This is a genomic window from Kitasatospora sp. NBC_01300 (assembly GCF_041435235.1).
Classification (GTDB): Bacteria; Actinomycetota; Actinomycetes; order Streptomycetales; family Streptomycetaceae; genus Kitasatospora.
This window is the reverse complement of record NZ_CP108408.1, coordinates 1,108,795-1,126,028: the sequence shown is the minus strand read 5'-3', so window position 1 is coordinate 1,126,028 and position 17,234 is coordinate 1,108,795. Positions and strand designations below refer to the sequence as shown.

20 protein-coding genes and 1 riboswitch are annotated in these 17,234 nt (G+C 73.1%); of the genes, 14 read left to right on the top strand and 6 right to left on the bottom strand.

Annotated elements, in window-relative coordinates:
• Window positions 1-110 precede the first annotated feature (110 nt).
• On the top strand, window positions 111-653 hold the full coding sequence (locus tag OG556_RS04845) for a winged helix-turn-helix transcriptional regulator (protein WP_371516022.1): 543 nt from the start codon (window positions 111-113) through the stop codon (window positions 651-653).
• Between the two features lie 71 nt (window positions 654-724).
• On the opposite strand, the gene OG556_RS04840 is transcribed toward OG556_RS04845, so the two are convergent.
• Window positions 725-1,912, bottom strand: a complete 1,188-nt coding sequence (locus OG556_RS04840) for an alpha/beta hydrolase family protein (protein ID WP_371516021.1) — start codon at window positions 1,910-1,912, stop codon at window positions 725-727.
• A gap of 191 nt (window positions 1,913-2,103) precedes the next feature.
• Window positions 2,104-2,667 carry a hypothetical protein gene (locus OG556_RS04835; protein WP_371516020.1) on the bottom strand — a complete coding sequence of 188 codons (564 nt, stop codon included), beginning with the start codon at window positions 2,665-2,667 and terminating at the stop codon, window positions 2,104-2,106.
• On the opposite strand from OG556_RS04835, the gene OG556_RS04830 reads away from it, so the two are divergent.
• Window positions 2,657-2,887, top strand: a complete 231-nt coding sequence (locus tag OG556_RS04830) for a hypothetical protein (protein ID WP_371516019.1) — start codon at window positions 2,657-2,659, stop codon at window positions 2,885-2,887. The genes OG556_RS04835 and OG556_RS04830 overlap by 11 nt on opposite strands.
• Before the next feature lie 252 nt (window positions 2,888-3,139).
• Here OG556_RS04830 and OG556_RS04825 read toward each other — a convergent pair whose 3' ends face one another.
• The 3 genes from OG556_RS04825 to OG556_RS04815 form a co-directional block, all read right to left on the bottom strand.
• Window positions 3,140-4,228, bottom strand: a complete 1,089-nt coding sequence (locus OG556_RS04825; protein WP_371516018.1) for a serine hydrolase domain-containing protein — start codon at window positions 4,226-4,228, stop codon at window positions 3,140-3,142.
• 392 nt (window positions 4,229-4,620) lie between these two features.
• Window positions 4,621-5,688, bottom strand: a complete 1,068-nt coding sequence (locus tag OG556_RS04820) for a glycoside hydrolase family 19 protein (protein WP_371522571.1) — start codon at window positions 5,686-5,688, stop codon at window positions 4,621-4,623.
• A 278-nt stretch (window positions 5,689-5,966) separates the two neighbouring features.
• On the bottom strand, window positions 5,967-6,380 hold the full coding sequence (locus OG556_RS04815) for an HIT family protein (RefSeq protein ID WP_371516017.1): 414 nt from the start codon (window positions 6,378-6,380) through the stop codon (window positions 5,967-5,969).
• Window positions 6,381-6,547: 167 nt separating this feature from the next.
• On the opposite strand from OG556_RS04815, the gene OG556_RS04810 reads away from it, so the two are divergent.
• On the top strand, window positions 6,548-6,736 hold the full coding sequence (locus tag OG556_RS04810; protein WP_350883537.1) for a DUF1508 domain-containing protein: 189 nt from the start codon (window positions 6,548-6,550) through the stop codon (window positions 6,734-6,736).
• Window positions 6,737-6,857: 121 nt separating this feature from the next.
• Here the strand turns inward: OG556_RS04810 and OG556_RS04805 are convergent, their stop codons facing one another.
• Window positions 6,858-7,553 carry an MSMEG_1061 family FMN-dependent PPOX-type flavoprotein gene (locus OG556_RS04805; protein ID WP_371516016.1) on the bottom strand — a complete coding sequence of 232 codons (696 nt, stop codon included), beginning with the start codon at window positions 7,551-7,553 and terminating at the stop codon, window positions 6,858-6,860.
• A gap of 141 nt (window positions 7,554-7,694) precedes the next feature.
• On the opposite strand from OG556_RS04805, the gene OG556_RS04800 reads away from it, so the two are divergent.
• From OG556_RS04800 to OG556_RS04750, 11 genes are all read left to right on the top strand, one after another.
• A complete protein-coding gene (locus OG556_RS04800) occupies window positions 7,695-8,009 on the top strand; it encodes an antibiotic biosynthesis monooxygenase (RefSeq protein WP_371516015.1) in 315 nt (104 codons plus the stop codon).
• A gap of 198 nt (window positions 8,010-8,207) precedes the next feature.
• Window positions 8,208-8,335, top strand: a riboswitch (FMN riboswitch).
• A gap of 208 nt (window positions 8,336-8,543) precedes the next feature.
• The gene (locus tag OG556_RS04795) at window positions 8,544-9,206 is read left to right on the top strand and encodes a riboflavin synthase (RefSeq protein WP_371516014.1); all 663 of its coding nucleotides are present in this window, start codon (window positions 8,544-8,546) and stop codon (window positions 9,204-9,206) included.
• A 56-nt stretch (window positions 9,207-9,262) separates the two neighbouring features.
• Entirely contained in the window at window positions 9,263-9,850 is a 588-nt protein-coding gene (locus OG556_RS04790) for a nicotinamide mononucleotide transporter family protein (RefSeq protein ID WP_350883668.1), read from the top strand.
• A complete protein-coding gene (locus OG556_RS04785; protein ID WP_371516013.1) occupies window positions 9,847-11,124 on the top strand; it encodes a bifunctional 3,4-dihydroxy-2-butanone-4-phosphate synthase/GTP cyclohydrolase II in 1,278 nt (425 codons plus the stop codon). The genes OG556_RS04790 and OG556_RS04785 overlap by 4 nt, the downstream gene beginning before the upstream one ends.
• 71 nt (window positions 11,125-11,195) lie before the next feature.
• Window positions 11,196-11,669 carry a 6,7-dimethyl-8-ribityllumazine synthase gene (gene ribH, locus OG556_RS04780; RefSeq protein ID WP_350883547.1) on the top strand — a complete coding sequence of 158 codons (474 nt, stop codon included), beginning with the start codon at window positions 11,196-11,198 and terminating at the stop codon, window positions 11,667-11,669.
• Window positions 11,670-11,769: 100 nt separating this feature from the next.
• On the top strand, window positions 11,770-12,042 hold the full coding sequence (locus tag OG556_RS04775; protein ID WP_063346472.1) for a phosphoribosyl-ATP diphosphatase: 273 nt from the start codon (window positions 11,770-11,772) through the stop codon (window positions 12,040-12,042).
• A 45-nt stretch (window positions 12,043-12,087) separates the two neighbouring features.
• Window positions 12,088-12,936, top strand: a complete 849-nt coding sequence (hisG, locus tag OG556_RS04770; RefSeq protein WP_350883551.1) for an ATP phosphoribosyltransferase — start codon at window positions 12,088-12,090, stop codon at window positions 12,934-12,936.
• Window positions 12,937-13,100: 164 nt separating this feature from the next.
• Entirely contained in the window at window positions 13,101-13,541 is a 441-nt protein-coding gene (locus tag OG556_RS04765) for a PH domain-containing protein (RefSeq protein ID WP_350883553.1), read from the top strand.
• A gap of 215 nt (window positions 13,542-13,756) precedes the next feature.
• Window positions 13,757-15,100 (top strand): hemolysin family protein, encoded by a 1,344-nt coding sequence (locus OG556_RS04760; protein WP_371516012.1) that lies wholly within the window; start codon window positions 13,757-13,759, stop codon window positions 15,098-15,100.
• Window positions 15,097-16,143, top strand: coding sequence for a hemolysin family protein (locus OG556_RS04755; RefSeq protein WP_363623619.1), 1,047 nt, complete (start codon window positions 15,097-15,099; stop codon window positions 16,141-16,143). Before OG556_RS04760 ends, OG556_RS04755 begins: the two co-directional genes overlap by 4 nt.
• A gap of 98 nt (window positions 16,144-16,241) precedes the next feature.
• A complete protein-coding gene (locus OG556_RS04750) occupies window positions 16,242-17,228 on the top strand; it encodes an NAD-dependent epimerase/dehydratase family protein (protein ID WP_371516011.1) in 987 nt (328 codons plus the stop codon).
• Window positions 17,229-17,234 lie beyond the last annotated feature (6 nt).

Sequence of the window (17,234 nt, the reverse complement as noted above, 5' to 3'; positions counted from 1 at the left end):
TCCGGAGCACGGACCATAGGTCTGGTGAATGAACCTTCGTCTCGATCGGCACGCTACCACCGTTGGTCTGTTCATTGAACCCTCTGCCCGGGTGGACTACGCTGACCCGCATGGCGCTGGGAACCGACTACGAACAGCAGGACTGCGCACTGGCCCGCGCCCTGGAGGTGGTCGGCGAACGCTGGAGCCTGCTGATCCTCCGCGACGCCTTCTACGGAGTGCAGCGCTTCAACGACTTCCTCGCCCACCTCGGCATCCCCCGCGCCGTCCTCACCGCCCGCCTCAACGCCCTGGTCGCGGCCGGAGTGCTGCGCAAGGAGCCGTACCAGCAGGCGCCGCTGCGCCACGGCTACCTGCTCGCCGAGACCGGCCTCGAACTATGGGGGCCGATCTACCAGTTGAGCCGCTGGGGCGGTCGGCACGCGACCGCGGGCGGCCCGCACCACCTGTTCGCGCACGCCGTCTGCGGCACCGACCTGGACGTCGTCGGCGCCTGCCCGCGGTGCGGCGGCGCACCCGTCCCGCCGGCCGGGATCACGATGCGCCCCAACCCCGCCCGTGACGGCACGCACCGGGACGACCCGGTCTCCCGCTCCCTGCTCCGCCCGCACCGGCTGCTCGAACCGATCGCCTCGGCGGCTCCGGCCGCGTAGCTAACGCCGGGCGACAGGCGAACGGCGCGGCCTCCGGCAGGCTGCCGACGGCCGCGCCGTTCGCGTTCCGCTTACGGGTGGAACGTCACCTCCGGAGCGGCTGCGGTCGGCCCGTCGAGGAGCGGCTGCGGCTCGCCCTTCAGCTGGAGGTCGAAGAAGGCCGCCACGTACGAGCGGGTGAGCTCCGCGCCCCGCTCGCCCGACATCGTGGTGCCGGGAGGCTGGGGCAGGCCGAGCTTCTCGAAGAACAGCGGGAAGTCGGTGAAGGTGCCGTGGTTGGAGCCGGCGAAGGTCAACCAGCGCTTCCAGCCGTCGAGGTGCGACCAGCTCTCCGTCCAGCTGCTGTCCTCGGCGCCGTCGGGCAGCGGGTGGCCGATCATCAGGAAGGGCTTGCCGCCGATCCCGGAGGCGGGGACGGTGACGTCCATGGTGCCGTCCAGGTCCACCCCGGCCCGGATCCGGTCGTCGGTGAGCAGCGACGGGACGGTCGAGGCGCCGCCGGCCGAGTGCCCGGCCATCCCGATCCGGTCGCGGTCGATCATGCGGGCGTAGCGCCAGGCCGGGTGGGGGCGGGCGGTCAGCTGGTCGAGGACGAAGGAGACGTCCTTCGCCCGGCTGTTGTCCACGGCCGCCCAGGACTCCGGGGTCGTCAGCTTGTTGCACAGCAGGCACGGGAGGGTCTGCCCGTCGGGGAACGTCGTCCCGGTGTTCTCGTAGGTGTGGTCGACCAGCGCGACGACGTACCCGCGGCTGGTCAGGTCCTCGGCGAGGCCGCTCAGCGAGGCCCGCGGCATGGTGAAGCCCGGCGACAGCACCACCAGCGGGAAGTGGCCGCCCTGCGGGCGCGCGTCGGACTTCGCCCAGGTCCGGGCGCCGGTGACCGTCTCGGTCGGGATGGTGTTGCCCGGGAGCTTCCCGTCCAGCAGCATCCGGGCGGCCGCGGGGGTCATGTACGGGGCCGCGCTGCCCGTCCCGGCCTTCGCGGGGTAGTACATCGACACCATCAGCTGGCGCGGACCGGCGGAGGGGACCCACGGATCCGGGCGGTCCTGGTCCACCAGGTGCAGGACCTCCTGCCCGACCGCGTACGGGCCGGTCGGGCGCGGCAGGTCGACGTGGACGGCGGCGGGAGCGGGGGCGGAGGCGGAGGCGTTCGTCGGGGCGGCGGGAGCGGCCAGGGCCGGTACGGCGGCGGCGACGGACAGCGGCAGGGTGAGCAGCAGGGCTGCCGCGGCCGCGGTGGCGCGAAGTCGGTTCATGTGAGGGACGGTAGGCCGGGGGAGCGGAAGTTGACGTCCCCTCAGCGGCGTACAGATCCCTTCCGGGACGTGCGGGCGGGGACCCTTAGGGGTCGGCCGGCCGGACGCCGGCCGGGCCGCGGTTGCTTGAGGAGTCGAACGCACCGCAGAGCAGTGAGTTCGGGAGTCCGCCCCCCCGGATCGTCCGCCGGTCAGAGGCTCCGGGCCCGGACCTCCTCGACGAAGGCCGCCGCCGCACCGGCGTTCGGCACCGGGAGGGTGAGCGGCAGGCCGGCCGAGTGCGTCCGGATCTCCAGCTCCCCGAGCTCCGAGGCCCGCGCGGACCGCACCTCCGCCCACCGGAACGCCTCCGTCGCGGCGAGCGGGTGCGGCGGCCGGTGCACCAGCCCGCCGGCCGTCAGCGTCAGCCGCCCCCGGGCGAACCGGACGCCGCCCTCCGTGCGCAGCGCCTCGTGCAGCGCGGCCCGGAGGGTCGGGCGGAGTCGCTCGTCGAGCTCCCGGAACAGCTCGTCCAGCTGCCGCAGCTGCGCCAGTGCCAGCGGCTCGTCCGCGCCGACCAGCCAGATCCGGCCCTGCTCGCCCACTCCGTGCCGCCCGCCGGGGGAGTACTCGGTGGCCTCCACCGCGCTCCACGGCAGGGGCTGCTCCGTGCCGTCCGCCCCGACCAGCACCAGCCCGTGCTCGTGCACCCGGACGGCCCGCAGGCCCGGCGTCGGCCGCAGCCGCCCGTACCCGCTCGCGGCCGTGATCGCCACCGCGGCCACCACGGGCGCGGGCCACCACTCCCCGCTCGCCAGCCAGGCCGCCCCGGCGGCAGCGGCCGACACCGCGTCCAGCCAGGCCCGGGTCCGCCACGGCAGCGGCCGGAACCGCCGGTACACCCGCACCGCCCGGCCGAGCCGCCCGTCGCCGCCCGCGACCGACCGAGCCCGCGACAAGGGCCACACCACCGCCACCTCGGCCACCTCCCGCTGAGCGAACACCGCAACCGGAACCACGACTGTCAGATCCTCAGCATCGACCGACCGCCGCGCCCTCGAACAGGGCCAATTCGTACCTCTTGGCCCTGAAACGACCGCACCCCATCCTCCACCTCATTCCGCCGACGCCCGCACCCGGTCCTCCGCCGGGCCCGCTCACCGTCACGCCCGCTCACCGTCACGCCCGCTCACCGCCATGCCCGCTCACCGCCATGCCCGCTCACCGTCACGCCCCGGCCTCGGCTCGTCAGCTCGTCGTCGCGTACTCGTTCTGCAGCGTGCGCAGCAGGGCCGTCCCGGCCGGATCGGCGGAGCGGCGGGTGTTCACCAGGACCACCACCCCCACCTGCTTCTCCGGATCGAAGGCCACGAAGGAGCGGAACCCGCCCGTGCCGCCGTTGTGCCAGATCTGCAGGTGACCGCCCTGCTGGGTGCGCAGGCGGTGACCGAGCCACCCCAGGTGCATCCAGGCGAACGGGTTGACCCGGTGCCGGGTCTCCCGGGTGAGCGTGATCGCGGGCGCCAGCGGCGCGTCCGGCTCGCGGTCGGCGGCCAGCTGGGCCCGCAGGAGTATCGCCAGGTCGGAGGCGGTCGACCGGAGCCCGCCCATGCCGGGAACGTCCGCGAAGTCCCAGTACGGCACGGGCCGCCCGCCGGAGGTGTGCCCGTGCGCCAGCCGCCCGGACTGCTCCCGGCCCGAGCGCACGTGGGTGTCCACCAGCCCCAGCGGCTCGCATATCTCGCGCGCCACCAGCTCCTCGTAGCCGGTGCCGGCCCGGTGGGCGAGGGCCAGGCCGAGCAGTCCGGCGCCGAGGTTGGAGTAGCGGAAGCCGCGCCCGGGGGTGGCCCGCAGTCGCGTCCGGGCCAGCCCGGCGAGGACGTGCTCGGTGCTGCAGTGCGCGTACGGATCGGGCTTGTTGGGATTGAGCAGCGCCGTCGCCAGCATGCCCCGGGGCAGCCGGGGGAGCCCGGAGGTGTGGGTGGCGAGGTGCCGCAGGGTGATCGGATGGCCGCCCCTGGCCGGGACGGCGGCACCGTCGGGCCGGACGTCGGCGAGCACGTCGGCGAGCGGTTCGTCGAGCGCGTCGTCGAGCCCGGTGGCGGCCCCGCCGGAGTCGGCGAGCACCAGCCGCGCGAGGACGAGCGAGGTGAACACCTTGGTGACGGAACCGACTTCGAACAGGGTGTGCGGCCCGGGCACGGCGCCGCCCGGACCGGTCCGCCCGGCGCCGCGGATCTCCACGGCGCCGCCGGCCAGCCCGGCGACCACCGCACCGACGTGCTGGCCCGCGAGCCGGTCGGCGGTCTGTTGCACGAGGCTGGCGAGTTCGTTCATGCCTTGAGCGTAGGGCGTGTCTTCGAACCCCCGTCGTCCGCCCGGAGGGCGGGCGTGGCGGCGTTGGGGTGCGTGCATCGCAAGGCGGAGGAGGGAGTCCATGCGGTGGGGGCACCTCCCGGCCGGAGGCTGGGGGCCATTGGCGACTGACGACAACGCGGCGAGGTGCGTGCCCCGGCGCCGACGCGCAGGCGGGGGTTCGAAGACGCGCCCTGAGGGCCGCGACCTGCGAAGTCGTCCGCCGGAACGACGATTTCAGCCGCCCTCCGCTGCTCCCGCAGGAGTACGCCCCCCACATGGGTACGCCCCGCTACGCTCGGCAGCGTACGGGCACCACGGTGTGATGACCGGTCCGGGCGTAGCGGGGCGCGCGGTGGGGCGGGGGCGAGCCGTCAGCAGCTCAGGTTGCCCCCGGGGACGGTGCCGAGGATCTGGACGAAGCTCTGGTACAGGTCGATCCGGTGCTGCATCTGGGCGGTGTTGTTGCCGTTGCACTCCAGCGAGCCGTTGATGCTGCGGATCGTCTCGCCGAAGCCGGACCCGTTGACCATGGCGTTGTGCGCGGTCATGGTGCCCGGCCCGTTCTGGGTGTTCCAGTACCAGAGGCCGGTCTTCCAGGCCACCGCCGGGTCGGTCTGCACCAGGTTCGGATTGTGCAGCAGGTCGATGCCGAGCGCGTCGCCGGCGGCCTTGTAGTTGAAGTTCCAGCTCAGCTGGATCGGCCCGCGCCCGTAGTACGCGGCCTGCCCGGCCGGGCACCCGTACGGCTGCGAGGTGTCGCAGTAGTGCGGGTAGTTGGAGGTGTTCTGCTCGACCACGTACACCAGTCCGCCGGTCTCGTGGCTGACGTTGGCGAGGAACGCGGCGGCTTCCTGCCGGCGCACGGTGTCGCTGCCGGTGGCCGCGAAGGCGGGGTAGGCGCCGAGCGCGTCGAGCAGGCCCTGGTAGGTGTAGAAGGAGTTCCGGCCCGGGAACATCTGGTCGAACTGGGCCTGGCTGACCGGGAATCCGCCCGGGTTGGGCGGCTGGGTCGAGCCGCAGTCGTACGGCGACCAGTACCAGGTGCTGATGACCGGGTCGTAGCCCGGGTTGTCGTGGGTGGCGCGGTAGTAGCCGCCGTTGGTGTACCGGACGATGTCGCCGGCGACGTAGGCGCGGCCGGCGACCCAGGCGGGGTAGTTGCAGGTGCCGGACGTCGGGGTCGGCGTCGGGTCGGTGGACCCGCCGCAGGAGCCCTGGTCGGCCCAGACCCCGGTGCCGCCGGTGCTCGGGGCCTCGTTCTGGGTCCACCACTTGGCGGTCCAGTTGTGCCCGTTGTACGAGACGGCCGCGCCGCCGGTGTAGGCGGTGGCCGCGCTCCACGGCGTGCCGCAGGCGGCGGCGCTGGCGGAGGCGGGGAGGAGGACCGCGACCGCCAGCGCCGTGACCACGGCGGAGAGCAGCGCGAGCAGGCGTTTCATTGACACGTCATCACCCCTTGTGCGGTGGGGGCCGCACGTCGTCGTGACAGGGACTTGAGCGGGCAGGGGATCCGGGTCCCGTGCGGGGGTGCGCCAGGGGAAGACGGCCGACCGGGGTGTGGGCCGGTGCGGGGCCGTGAAGGCGACTCAAGCGGAGTGTTCTATACCTGTCAAGAGAGTGGGTGAAACCGGCTCACAAATGTGGTGCGCACGCCCCCTGGTGCCCCCGCGAGCCCCCTCGGCCTGCGAGCCGCCCCCCTCAGTCCCCGAGCCGCCCCTCAGCCGCCGAGCACCGCGCGCAGCCGGGCCGCGATCTCCGCCGCCCCCGCCTCGTCCGGGTACTTCCCCCGCGGCCAGAAGAAGCCGCGCAGCCCGTCCTTCGGATTGCGCGGCACCACGTGGACGTGCAGGTGCGGCACCGACTGGCTGATCCGGTTGTTCGCCGCCACGAAGCTGCCCGCCGCGCCCAGTCCGCGCTCCACCGCGGCGGCCACCCGCTGCACCTGGAGGAAGAACGGCCCCACCTCGGCGGCCGGCAGGTCCGCCAGGGTGCGGTGGTGGGCGCGCGGGACGACCAGCACGTGGCCGGGGAACAGCGGCCGCCGGTCCAGGAAGGCCACCGCCGCCTCGTCGTCCAGCACCCGGTACGCGGGCTCCTCGCCCGCCACCACCGCACAGAAGACGCAGTCCATCCGTCCATTCAAACCACCGGCGCCCGCCCCGGCACCTCCGCGATCGCGCGGTCGCGGGGCGTCACCCGTCCGGCCCCCGAGCGGGTGCGGCCGCCCGGTCGGGGGGCGCACGGTGCTGGAGGGGGTCGACCAGAGGCGCGCCGCGCGCCGCACGAGGAGGTGGCCCGATGGCGGGCAAGTTCGAGGTCTACGAGGACGCCGGCGGCAAGTACCGGTTCCGGCTCAAGGCGGGCAACGGCGAGATCGTCGCCACCGGCCAGGGTTACTCCAGCAAGGAGGCCGCCCACAAGGGCGTCGAGGCCGTCCAGCGGGCGGCCAGCGACGCGCCGGTGGTGGACCTGCCCAAGGCCGCCTGAGCGCGCCGAGCGCCGAGCACCGAGTACCGAGCGCCGAGCACCGAGCACCGAGCGCCGCCCGCCACGCGGCAGCACGCCGTGTGGCGGAAGGCGCCCGCCGCACCCGCCCGCGCCGCGGTCGTCACTCGTAGCGGTGGAGCAGCGCCTCCCGCTCGGTCTGCTCGATCATCTCGATGGTCAGCGAGTCGTCCCGCAGGTGCGAGAGGGTGATCTCGGCCGAGGTCGGCTGCGCGTCCTTGGCCGGCCAGTTCTCCGGCTTCCACGCCGAGCCGCGCAGGAAGGACTTCGGGCAGTGCGCGTACACCTCCTCGACGGCCACCACGATCGCGCTGCGCGGGGGCTTGCCGACGGCGGTCAGCTGCCGCAGCAGCTCCGGGTCGGTGGAGACGCAGGCGCGCCCGTTGACCCGGAGCGTGGTGTCCCGGCCCGGGACGACGAAGAGCAGCCCGACCCGGCCGTTCTCCAGGATGTTGTGCAGGGTGTCCAACCGCTTGTTGCCGGTGGCGTCCGGGATGGCCAGGGTGTGTTCGTCGAGGACGGAGACCACCCCGGCCGGCCCGCCGCGCGGGGAGACGTCGCAGCGCCCGGCGGCGTCCGAGCTGGCCACGAACACCAGCGAGGAGCAGGCGATCAGCCGCCGCGCGACCTCGTGCAGGTGGTCGACCTGCTTGCGGCGCGCGTGGTCGCCGGGCTGCTCGTAGATCTCGCGCAGCTGTGCCGGGTCGGTCAGCGCCCCTGCGCTGAGAGCGGCGAACAGGCTGCCCGGCGCATCCGGAGCGGCGGTTGACGGTATGACAGATTCCGGTGTGCTGGTCATACCGGAAATCTAGCCGAGCCCCTTCCCGGAGCCCCCGGCCACCGGCCGGTGCGGTCCTCGGTAAAGCTTCCCCGCCACCCCTCCCCACCAGCGCTTTTACCCTGATAATGGGGCCAGGCGCTCCGCTCGGAGGTGGTGGTCGTGATCGTGAGGATCTGGGCCGGGCAGGTCCTGGCCAGTCGCATCGAGGAATTCTGTGTGCTGCTGACAACCCAGGTGATCCCGCAGCTCGGGCGGACCGACGGTTGCCTGGGCGGCGAACTGCTGCGCTCGGTGACCGAGGACGGACACCGGGTGCTCGTGGTGAGCCGCTGGCGCGACGAGGCGGCGCTGCGCGGGTACGCGGGGCCGATGTGGCGGATCCGGCCGGTCTGGTCGGAGGGCGAGCTGTGCTACCTCGCGCACCCGCCGGTGGTCAGCCACTTCACGTCGATCGCCGCACCCGCCACGCTCTGAGCGCACCCGCTGCATTCCGACCGCGCCCGACTACCCTTCGTATGCGCTCGCCACCCTCCGTAGGTGAACGCCGTGTTGCGGGCGCCGCCTACCACCCGGCCGCACATTCCCCGCATCCGCGTGAAACAGCCCACAGCGGATGGCTCTCCCTGGGCTTGCGCACGTCATGGCAGAATGACCCCAACAGCAGTGACGTTCAGCGCACTCCGGGGTCGGTGAAAATCCGAACCGGCGGTTACAGTCCGCGACCCGTCCGCAGCCAGCGGCCGGTTGACCAGGTGAAATTCCTGGACCGACGGTTAAAGTCCGGATGGGAGGCGTGCGCGGGCGGACGAAGAGCAGTATCCGTGGTCCTCCGGTGGACCACGGCCAGGTGAACGGCGGGAGAGGTGTCTCCCGTGCCGGGCGAGCGATCTCCCGGCGGCCTCGGCATCCCGGCGACGGGTCGTGCCGTCGGCTCGCGCGCCGTTGCCCGTCCGTGTCATCTCCCATGCCGCCCCGGAGTCCGCGCCCCCAAGCGCGAGGAGAACCCGGGTGTTCACCGGCATCATCGAAGAGCTCGGCGAGGTCGTGTCGATCGAGGAGGTCGGCGACTCCTCGCGAATCCGCCTGCGCGGCCCGGTGGTCTGTCAGGGTGCGCGGCACGGCGACTCCATCGCGGTCAACGGCGTCTGCCTGACCGTCGTCGACAGCCCGGACCAACTGGCGGCCGACACGGGCGAGTTCAGCGCCGACGTGATGGCCGAGACGCTGCACCGCTCCAGCCTCGGCGAGTTGAAGCCCGGCTCCCGGGTCAACCTGGAGCGCGCCATGGCGCTCGGCGACCGGCTCGGCGGCCACCTCGTCCAGGGCCATGTCGACGCCACCGGAACGCTGTTGGGCCGCGAGCCCGGCGAGCGCGACGCGGCCGGCGACCTGCGCTGGGAGGTGCTGCGCTTCTCGCTGCCCGACACCATCTCCCGCTACCTGGTGGAGAAGGGCTCGATCACGGTCGACGGCGTCAGCCTCACCGTGGTGGAGGCCGCCCGGGACAGCTTCACCGTCAGCCTCATCCCCACCACCCTCGCGCTGACCTCGCTCGGCGCCAAGGCCGTCGGCGAGAGCGTCAACCTCGAAGTGGACGTGCTCGCCAAGTACGTCGAGCGGCTGCTCGACTCCCGCACCCTCCCCCCGACGATCGCCGGAGAGTCCAAGTGAACTGGCTCAGCGGAGAAGCGTTCACCGTCTTCGGCGAGCACGTGAAGTGGGCCGACATGTTCGGCAACCTGCTCGGCCTGGCCGGCCTGGCCTTCGGCTGGCGCCGCTCGGTCTGGAGCTGGCCGCTCCAACTCCTGTCCGGCGCCGTGCTGATCGCCGCCTACCTCGGGGGCCACGTCCCCGGCCTGATCGGCAAGCAGCTGATCGTGCTCGTCACCGCCGCCTGGGGCTGGGCCCAGTGGCGGCGGGGCCGCCGGGACACCGGCACGATCGCCGTCCGCTTCGCCACCTGGCCCGAGCGGGCCGCCCTGGTGGTCGGCACCGCGGCCGGCACCGTCGCGCTGGCCTGGCTGTTCACGGCCCACCCCAGCCTGTCCTGGAGCCCCTGGTCGGACGCCTACATCTTCGTCGGCACGCTGGCCGCGATGGTCGCCCAGGCCCGTGGCTGGCTGGAGTTCTGGTTCGCCTGGATCGCCGTCGACGTGGTCGGCGTCCCGCTCGCCTTCAACAACGGCTACCCCTTCTCCGGCCTCACCTACTCGATCTACTTCGTCCTGGTGCTGCTCGGCCTGCGCTCCTGGTGGCTGAGCAGTCGTGAGCCGCGCGTCAACTCCGCCACCGTCCCGCAGGGAGTCACGGTATGACCGAGAACCACACCGCCGACCGCGAGCGCGAGGCGGCACCCGAACTCGTCCTCGACCCGGTCGAGCGCGCGATCGCCGACATCGCCCTCGGCCGCGCCGTGATCGTGGTCGACGACGAGGACCGCGAGAACGAGGGCGACATCGTCTTCGCCGCCTCCGCCGCCACCCCCGAGCTGATGGCCTTCACCATCCGCTACAGCTCCGGCGTGATCTGCGCCCCGCTGACCGGCGAGGAGCTGGACCGGCTCAAGCTGCCGCCGATGACCCAGGTCAACGAGGACCGCAAGGGCACCGCGTACACCGTCTCGGTGGACGCCCGGGAGGGGGTCGACACCGGCATCTCCGCCGCCGACCGCGCCCGCACCGTCCGGCTGCTGTCCTCGCCCGGCACCGAGCCCGGCGACCTCACCCGCCCCGGGCACGTGTTCCCGCTGCGCGCGGTCGAGGGCGGCGTGCTGGTGCGCCCCGGCCACACCGAGGCCGCCGTCGACCTGGCCCGGCTCGCCGGACTGCCGCCGGCCGGTGCGATCGCCGAGGTGGTCAACGACGACGGCACCATGGCCCGGCTGCCCGAACTGGTCGCCTTCGCCCGTGGGCACGGCCTCGCGATCATCTCCATCGAGGACCTGATCGCCTACCGCCGCCGCACCGAACTGCACGTCGACCGGGCCGCCGTGACCGCCCTGCCCACCGTCCACGGCGAGTTCACGGCCGTCGGCTACAAGGGCACCATCGACGGCGTCGAGCACCTCGCGCTGGTGGCCGGCGGCCTCGGCGCGGACGGCCGGCTGCCCGAGGGCGAGGACGTCGTGGTGCGGGTCCACTCCGAGTGCCTGACCGGCGACGTCTTCGGCTCGCTGCGCTGCGACTGCGGCCCCCAGCTGGAGGCCTCGCTGCACAAGGTCGCCGAGTCCGGCCGCGGCGTGGTGCTCTACCTGCGCGGCCACGAGGGCCGGGGGATCGGCCTGGCCCACAAGCTGCGCGCCTACGAACTCCAGGAGCAGGGGCGCGACACCGTCGACGCCAACCTCGACCTCGGCCTGCCGGCCGACGCCCGCGACTACAGCATCGCGGCGCAGATGCTGGTGGACCTCGGCGTCCGCTCGCTCACCCTGCTCACCAACAACCCGGAGAAGCTCACCGCGCTCACCGAGCACGGCCTCAAGGTCAAGGGGCGCGAAGCGGTCGAGATCGCGCCGGGTGAGCACAACCTGCGCTACCTGCGCACCAAGCGCGACCGGATGGGCCACGACCTGCCCGGCCTCGACTCCTGAACCCACCGCACGCCCCTCGCACGCATCACGCACCACCCCACGCCCCACCACCACGGACAGGAAGAACGAGCATGAGCGGCCACGGAGCCCCCGAGCTGACCATCGACGGCGCCGCCGACCTCAAGGTCGCCGTCGTCGCCGCCCAGTGGCACGACGTCGTGATGAACGGCCTGCTGGACGGCGCCCACCGGGCGCTCAAGGAACTGGGCGTCGCCGAGCCGACCGTGCTGCGCGTCCCCGGCACCTTCGAACTGCCGGTCGCCGCCAAGCGCCTCGCCGACCACGGCTACGACGCGGTCGTCGCCCTCGGCGTGGTGATCCGCGGCGGCACCCCGCACTTCGACTACGTCTGCCAGGCGGCCACCGCCGGCCTCACCCAGGTGACCGTCGACACCGGCGTCCCGGTCGGCTTCGGTGTGCTGACCTGCGACAACGAGGAGCAGGCGCTCGACCGCGCCGGCCTGCCCGGCTCCGCGGAGGACAAGGGCCACGAGGCCGTCACCGCCGCCGTCGCGACCGCCGCGGTGCTGCGCGCCGCGCTCTGAGCGCACCGCCCCGACCCGGACCGTGGACGTCCAACGGACTGTCCACGGTCCGGGACCGTTTACCGCCGGTCAGCCCGCACGCCGTAAGGTGAGTCCCATCATGGCTTCGAAGACATTCGAGGAGCTCTTCGCCGAGCTCCAGCAGAAGGCCGCCACCGGCGACCCCTCGTCCTCCCGTACCGCGCAGCTCGCCCAGCAGGGCGTCCATGCGATCGGCAAGAAGGTCGTCGAGGAGGCCGCCGAAGTCTGGATGGCCGCCGAGTTCCAGACGGACGAGCAGACCGCCGAGGAGATCTCACAGCTCCTGTACCACGTTCAGGTGATGATGATCGCCCGCGGGCTGACGCTCGACGACGTCTACAAGTACCTCTAAACCCGAACCGCACACCCCTCCCCACAGGTAAGGAACCAACCTCCCATGCTGCGCATCGCCGTCCCCAACAAGGGTTCTCTCTCGGGTCCCGCGGCGGAGATGCTCCATGAGGCCGGCTACCGCCAGCGGAAGGACCCCAAGGAGCTCGTCCTCGTCGACCCGAACAACGAGGTCGAGTTCTTCTTCCTGCGCCCGCGCGACATCGCCGTCTACGTCGGCTCCGGCCGCCTGGACATCGGCATCACCGGCCGTGACCTGCTGCTGGACTCGCACTCCAACGCCGAGGAGGTGCTCGCCCTCGGCTTCGCCGCGTCGACCTTCCGCTTCGCCCGCCCCGAAGGCGTGGCCGTCGAGGACGTCAAGGGCCTGGAGGGCCTGCGGATCGCGACCTCCTACACCGGCCTGGTCGAGCAGCACCTCGCCGACCACGGCGTGAAGGCGACCGTCACCAAGCTGGACGGCGCGGTGGAGACCGCGGTGCAGCTGGGCGTCGCCGACGTGATCGCCGACGTGGTGGAGACCGGCACCAGCCTGCGCAACGCCGGCCTGGAGGTGTTCGGCGAGCCGATCCTGATCTCGGACGCCGTGGTGATCCGCCCCAAGGGCGCGGGCGAGGACACCCGGGTGGACCAGTTCCTGCGCCGGCTCCAGGGCGTGCTGGTGGCCCGCCGCTACGTGCTGATGGACTACGACATCCGCGCCGAGAAGGTCGGCGCCGCCGTGGCGCTCACCCCCGGCCTGGAGTCGCCGACCGTCTCCCCGCTGCACACCGAGGGCTGGGTGGCGGTGCGCTCGATGGTGCTCCGCAAGGAGGCCCAGCAGATCATGGACGACCTGTGGGGCATCGGCGCCCGGGCCATCCTGGTCACCAACATCCACGCCTGCCGCCTCTGACCGGCGCGGCGGCGACCTCGCCCGCCGTGGTGCGGGTAAGGAACGGTTGAATGGGGCGGGGACGCTGACCGGCGTCCCCGCCCTTCGTCCGATCCGCCCGCTGCCCGGGACCGTCGTTCCCGGGAACGACCGTTCCCCCCGAACCACCCCACCGGAGACCCCACGTGTCCACGCCGCCCGTCGAGTTCCCCGTCACCTGGGCGCCGCGCCGCACCCGCGCCGTACTGCTGCCGGTCTGCGCGCTGCTGGTGGTGCTGTTCGCGGTGATGGCCGTGGCGCTCCCGGAGAACTGGCAGCTCAACGACCGGATCATGATGGCGGGCAGCGGCGTGCTGTTCGCGTGCGTGGGCCTGATGCTGGCCCGCCCCCGGGTGAGCGCCGACGCGCAGGGCGTGACGGTGGTCAACTTCGTCCGCAGCCGCCGGCTCACCTGGGCCGAGATCGTCCGGGTCAACTTCCGCCAGGGCGACCCGTGGGCCACCCTCGACCTGGCCGACGGCACCTCGCTCGCCGCGGTCGGCATCCAGTCCGGCGTCGGCAAGGACCAGGCGATCGCGCACGCCCGCGCCCTGCGCGACCTGGTCGAGCACCACGCCGGGGCCTGAGCCCGGGGGACCGGCCGGGCCTGCGAATCCTCGGCCCGGCGGGTCCGAACACTCTTCCTACCACCGTCCGGGTATGGTCTACGCTGGTAAAAGCAGGGCAAAACTTCCGTCCTGCCCGAAAGACGACTTGAGGAGTGACTTCCCCCCTCGATGGACGATCCGTCCGGTAGTACCTGCGCCGCCCACCTTCCTGTCAGCGGAAGGCAGGCGGCACTGTGATCACCGCCTGGCTGCTGTTGCTCGCAGCCCTCCTGCTGATCCTCGCCAACGGCCTGTTCGTGGCCGCCGAGTTCGCCTTCGTGACCGTCGAGCGCGGGGCCGTCGAACGCTCCGCCGAGGCCGGCGACGCCAAGTCCGTCCGCGTCTCCCGGGCCCTGCGGCACCTCTCGTTCGAACTCTCCGGCGCCCAGCTCGGCATCACCGTCACCTCGCTGGTGGTCGGCATGCTCGCCGAGCCGGCGCTGTCCACCCTGCTCAGCCCCGTCATGACCGGGATCGGCGTGCCCGAGTCGGCCGCCCGCGGCGTCGCCGTGGTCGTCGGCATGGTGCTCGCCACCGTGGTGCAGATGGTGATCGGCGAGCTGGTCCCGAAGAACTGGGCGATCTCCCGCCCGCTCCAGGTGGCCCGCGCGGTCGCCGCCCCGCACATGGCCTTCTCCTTCGCCTGCCGCCCGCTGATCAGCTTCCTCAACGGGGCGGCCGACCGGACGGTCCGCGCCTTCGGCGTCGAGCCGCAGGAGGAGCTGGACCACGCCCGGACCCCGGCCGAACTGGTCTCGCTGGCCCGCCACTCGGCCAAGGCCGGCGCGATAGACGAGGAGTCGGCGACCCTGTTCGTCCGCACCCTGGGCCTGGGCGAACTGACCGCCGAGTCCGTGATGACCCCGCGGATCGACGTCGCCTCCCTCCAGGGCGACGCCACCGCCTCCGACGTGATCAACCTGACCCGGGCCACCGGCCTGTCCCGCTTCCCGGTCTACACCCACAGCCTGGACGAGGTCACCGGCATCGTGACCCTCAAGGACGCCCTCGCCGTCCCCGCCGCCCGGCGCGGCCTGGTCCGGGTGAGCGAGCTCACCTCGCCGCCGCTGCTGGTGCCCGAGACCCTGCCCGCCGAGCGGCTGCTCGACCAGCTGCGCCGCCTCCAGCCGATGGCCATCGTGGTCGACGAGTACGGCGGCACCGCCGGCGTCGTCACCGTCGAGGACATCGTCGAGGAGATCGTCGGCGAGGTGCAGGACGAGCACGACCCGGCCGACCGCCCCGAGCTGCTCCCGCTGCCCCCGGTGAACGGCCTGCCGGCCTGGGAGGCCGAGGGCCGCGCCCGGATCGACCAGCTGGAGGCGATCGGCCTGATCGCCCCGGACGGCCCGTACGAGACGCTGGCCGGCCTGGTCGCCGACCTGCTCGGCAAGCTGCCCGAGGTCGGGGAGCAGGCGGAGCTGCCGGGCTGGCGCTTCACCGTGACGGGTGTCGACCGGCACCGCACCAGCCAGGTCCGGGTCGAGCGCACCAGCGCGCCGGCCTCGTTCGGAGACGACCAGGAGAACGCCCGATGACCGCGCTCCAACTGGCCGTCGCCGTCCTGCTCCTGCTCGGGAACGCCTTCTTCGTCGGCGCCGAGTTCGCCGTCGTCTCGGTGCGCCGCAGCCAGATCGAACCGCTCGCCGAGGCCGGCCACAAGCGGGCCCGCACCGTGCTGCACGCGCTGTCCAACGTGTCCGCGATGCTGGCCGCCGCCCAGCTCGGCATCACCGTCTGCTCGCTGGGCCTCGGCGCCCTGGCCGAGCCGACCATCGCCAGCCTGCTGGAGGGCCCGTTCCACGCGATCGGCGTCCCGTCCGGTCTGATGCACCCGCTCTCGTACGGCATCTCGCTGGCCGTCGTGGTCTTCCTGCACATGGTGATGGGCGAGATGGTGCCCAAGAACATGGCCATGGCGGGCCCGGAGAAGGCCGCGCTCTGGCTCGGCCCGCCGCTGGACCGGCTGGCCCGCTGGCTGGCCCCGGTGATCAGCCTGCTGAACGCCATCGCCAACGGTGTGCTGCGGCTGTTCCGGGTCGAGCCCAAGGACGAGGTCGAGTCGGTGTTCACCACCGAGCAGCTGATGTACCTGCTGGTCGACTCCCGGGACGCCGGCCTGCTCGACGAGGGCCGCCAGGAGCGTCTGGAGGACGCCCTGGAGCTGGGCCACCGCCCGGTCACCGAGGTGCTGCTCAAGCCCGAGCAACTCGTCACCGTGGACACCAAGGTGACCGCCGCGGAGGTCGAGGAGCTCGCCCTGCGCACCGGCTTCTCGCGCTTCCCGGTCACCGACGGCGACCCGGCCGGCCACGGCTACCTGGGCTACCTGCACCTCAAGGACATCCTCGACGTGGAGGACCCGTCCGCGCCCGTCCCGGCCCGGCTGTGGCGTCCGATCACGGTGCTGCGCGGCAGCCTCCCGCTGGACGACGCGCTCGGCGCGATGCGCCGGGCGACCTGCCACCTGGCCGCCGTGCTGGACCAGGACGGCCGCACGCTCGGTGTGGTCATGCTGGAGGACGTGCTGGAGGAGCTGGTCGGCGAGATGCACGACCCGGACCACCGCTCCGCCGCCTGAGGTTCCCCCTTCCGCCGACGGCGTGTCCGCTGCGGGCGATTCTGCTCTCAGCGTTCAGCCGTTCCCATGCCGACCACCCTGGGCGCAGGGTGGTCGGCATGAGGCTTCTCCTGCTGGGTGGAACGAATTTCGTCGGACGGGTCGTCGCCGAGGAGGCGCTGGCCAGGGGATGGGAGGTGACGGCCCTCAACCGCGGTACGCAGCCCGCGCCCGCGGGCGTGACCGCACTGCTGGGCGACCGCACCGCCGAGGGCGGGCTCGCGGCGCTGGCCGCGGGGGAGTGGGACGCGGTGGTGGACACCTGGTCCGGAGCCCCGGCGGCGGTGCGCGACAGCGCCCGGCTGCTGGCCGGCCGGGTCGGCCACTACGGGTACGTCTCCAGCCGGTCGGTGTACGACTACCCGCTGGCGCGCGGGGCGGACGAGTCGGCGAAGGCGGTCGAGTCGTCCCCGGACGCCGACGGCGAGGTGCCCTACGCCGAGGCCAAGCGCGGGGCCGAACTGGCCCTGGAGGCGGAGTTCGGCGGGCGCGCCCTGCTCGCCCGGGCCGGGCTGATCCTCGGCCCGCACGAGAACATCGGCCGGCTGCCCTGGTGGTTGAACCGGATCGCCCGGGGCGGCCCCGTGCTCGCCCCCGGCCCGTACGACCTGCCGCTGCAGTACATCGACGTCCGCGACCTCGCGGGCTGGCTCCTGGACGCGTCGGCGGCCCGGCTCGGCGGCGCGTGCAACGTGGTCGGCCCGGCGGGCCACACCACGATGGGCGAGCTGCTGGAGGCCTGCGTGCGGGTCACCGGCTCGGACGCGGACCTGCGCTGGACCGACCCCGAGCGCATCCTGGCGGCCGGCGTCCAGCCCTGGACGGAGCTGCCGATCTGGCTGGCGCCCGGCGAGCTGAACGACTTCCTGCACGGCGCGTCCGTGGAGCGGGCGGTCGCCGCCGGACTGCGCTGCCGGCCGGTGGGCGAGACGGTCGAGGACACCTGGGCCTGGCTGCGGTCGATCGGCGGCGTCGCCCCGCAGCGCGCCGACCGGCCGCAGGTCGGCCTCGACCCCGAGCGCGAGGCCGAGCTGCTCCGGGGCTGAGCCCGG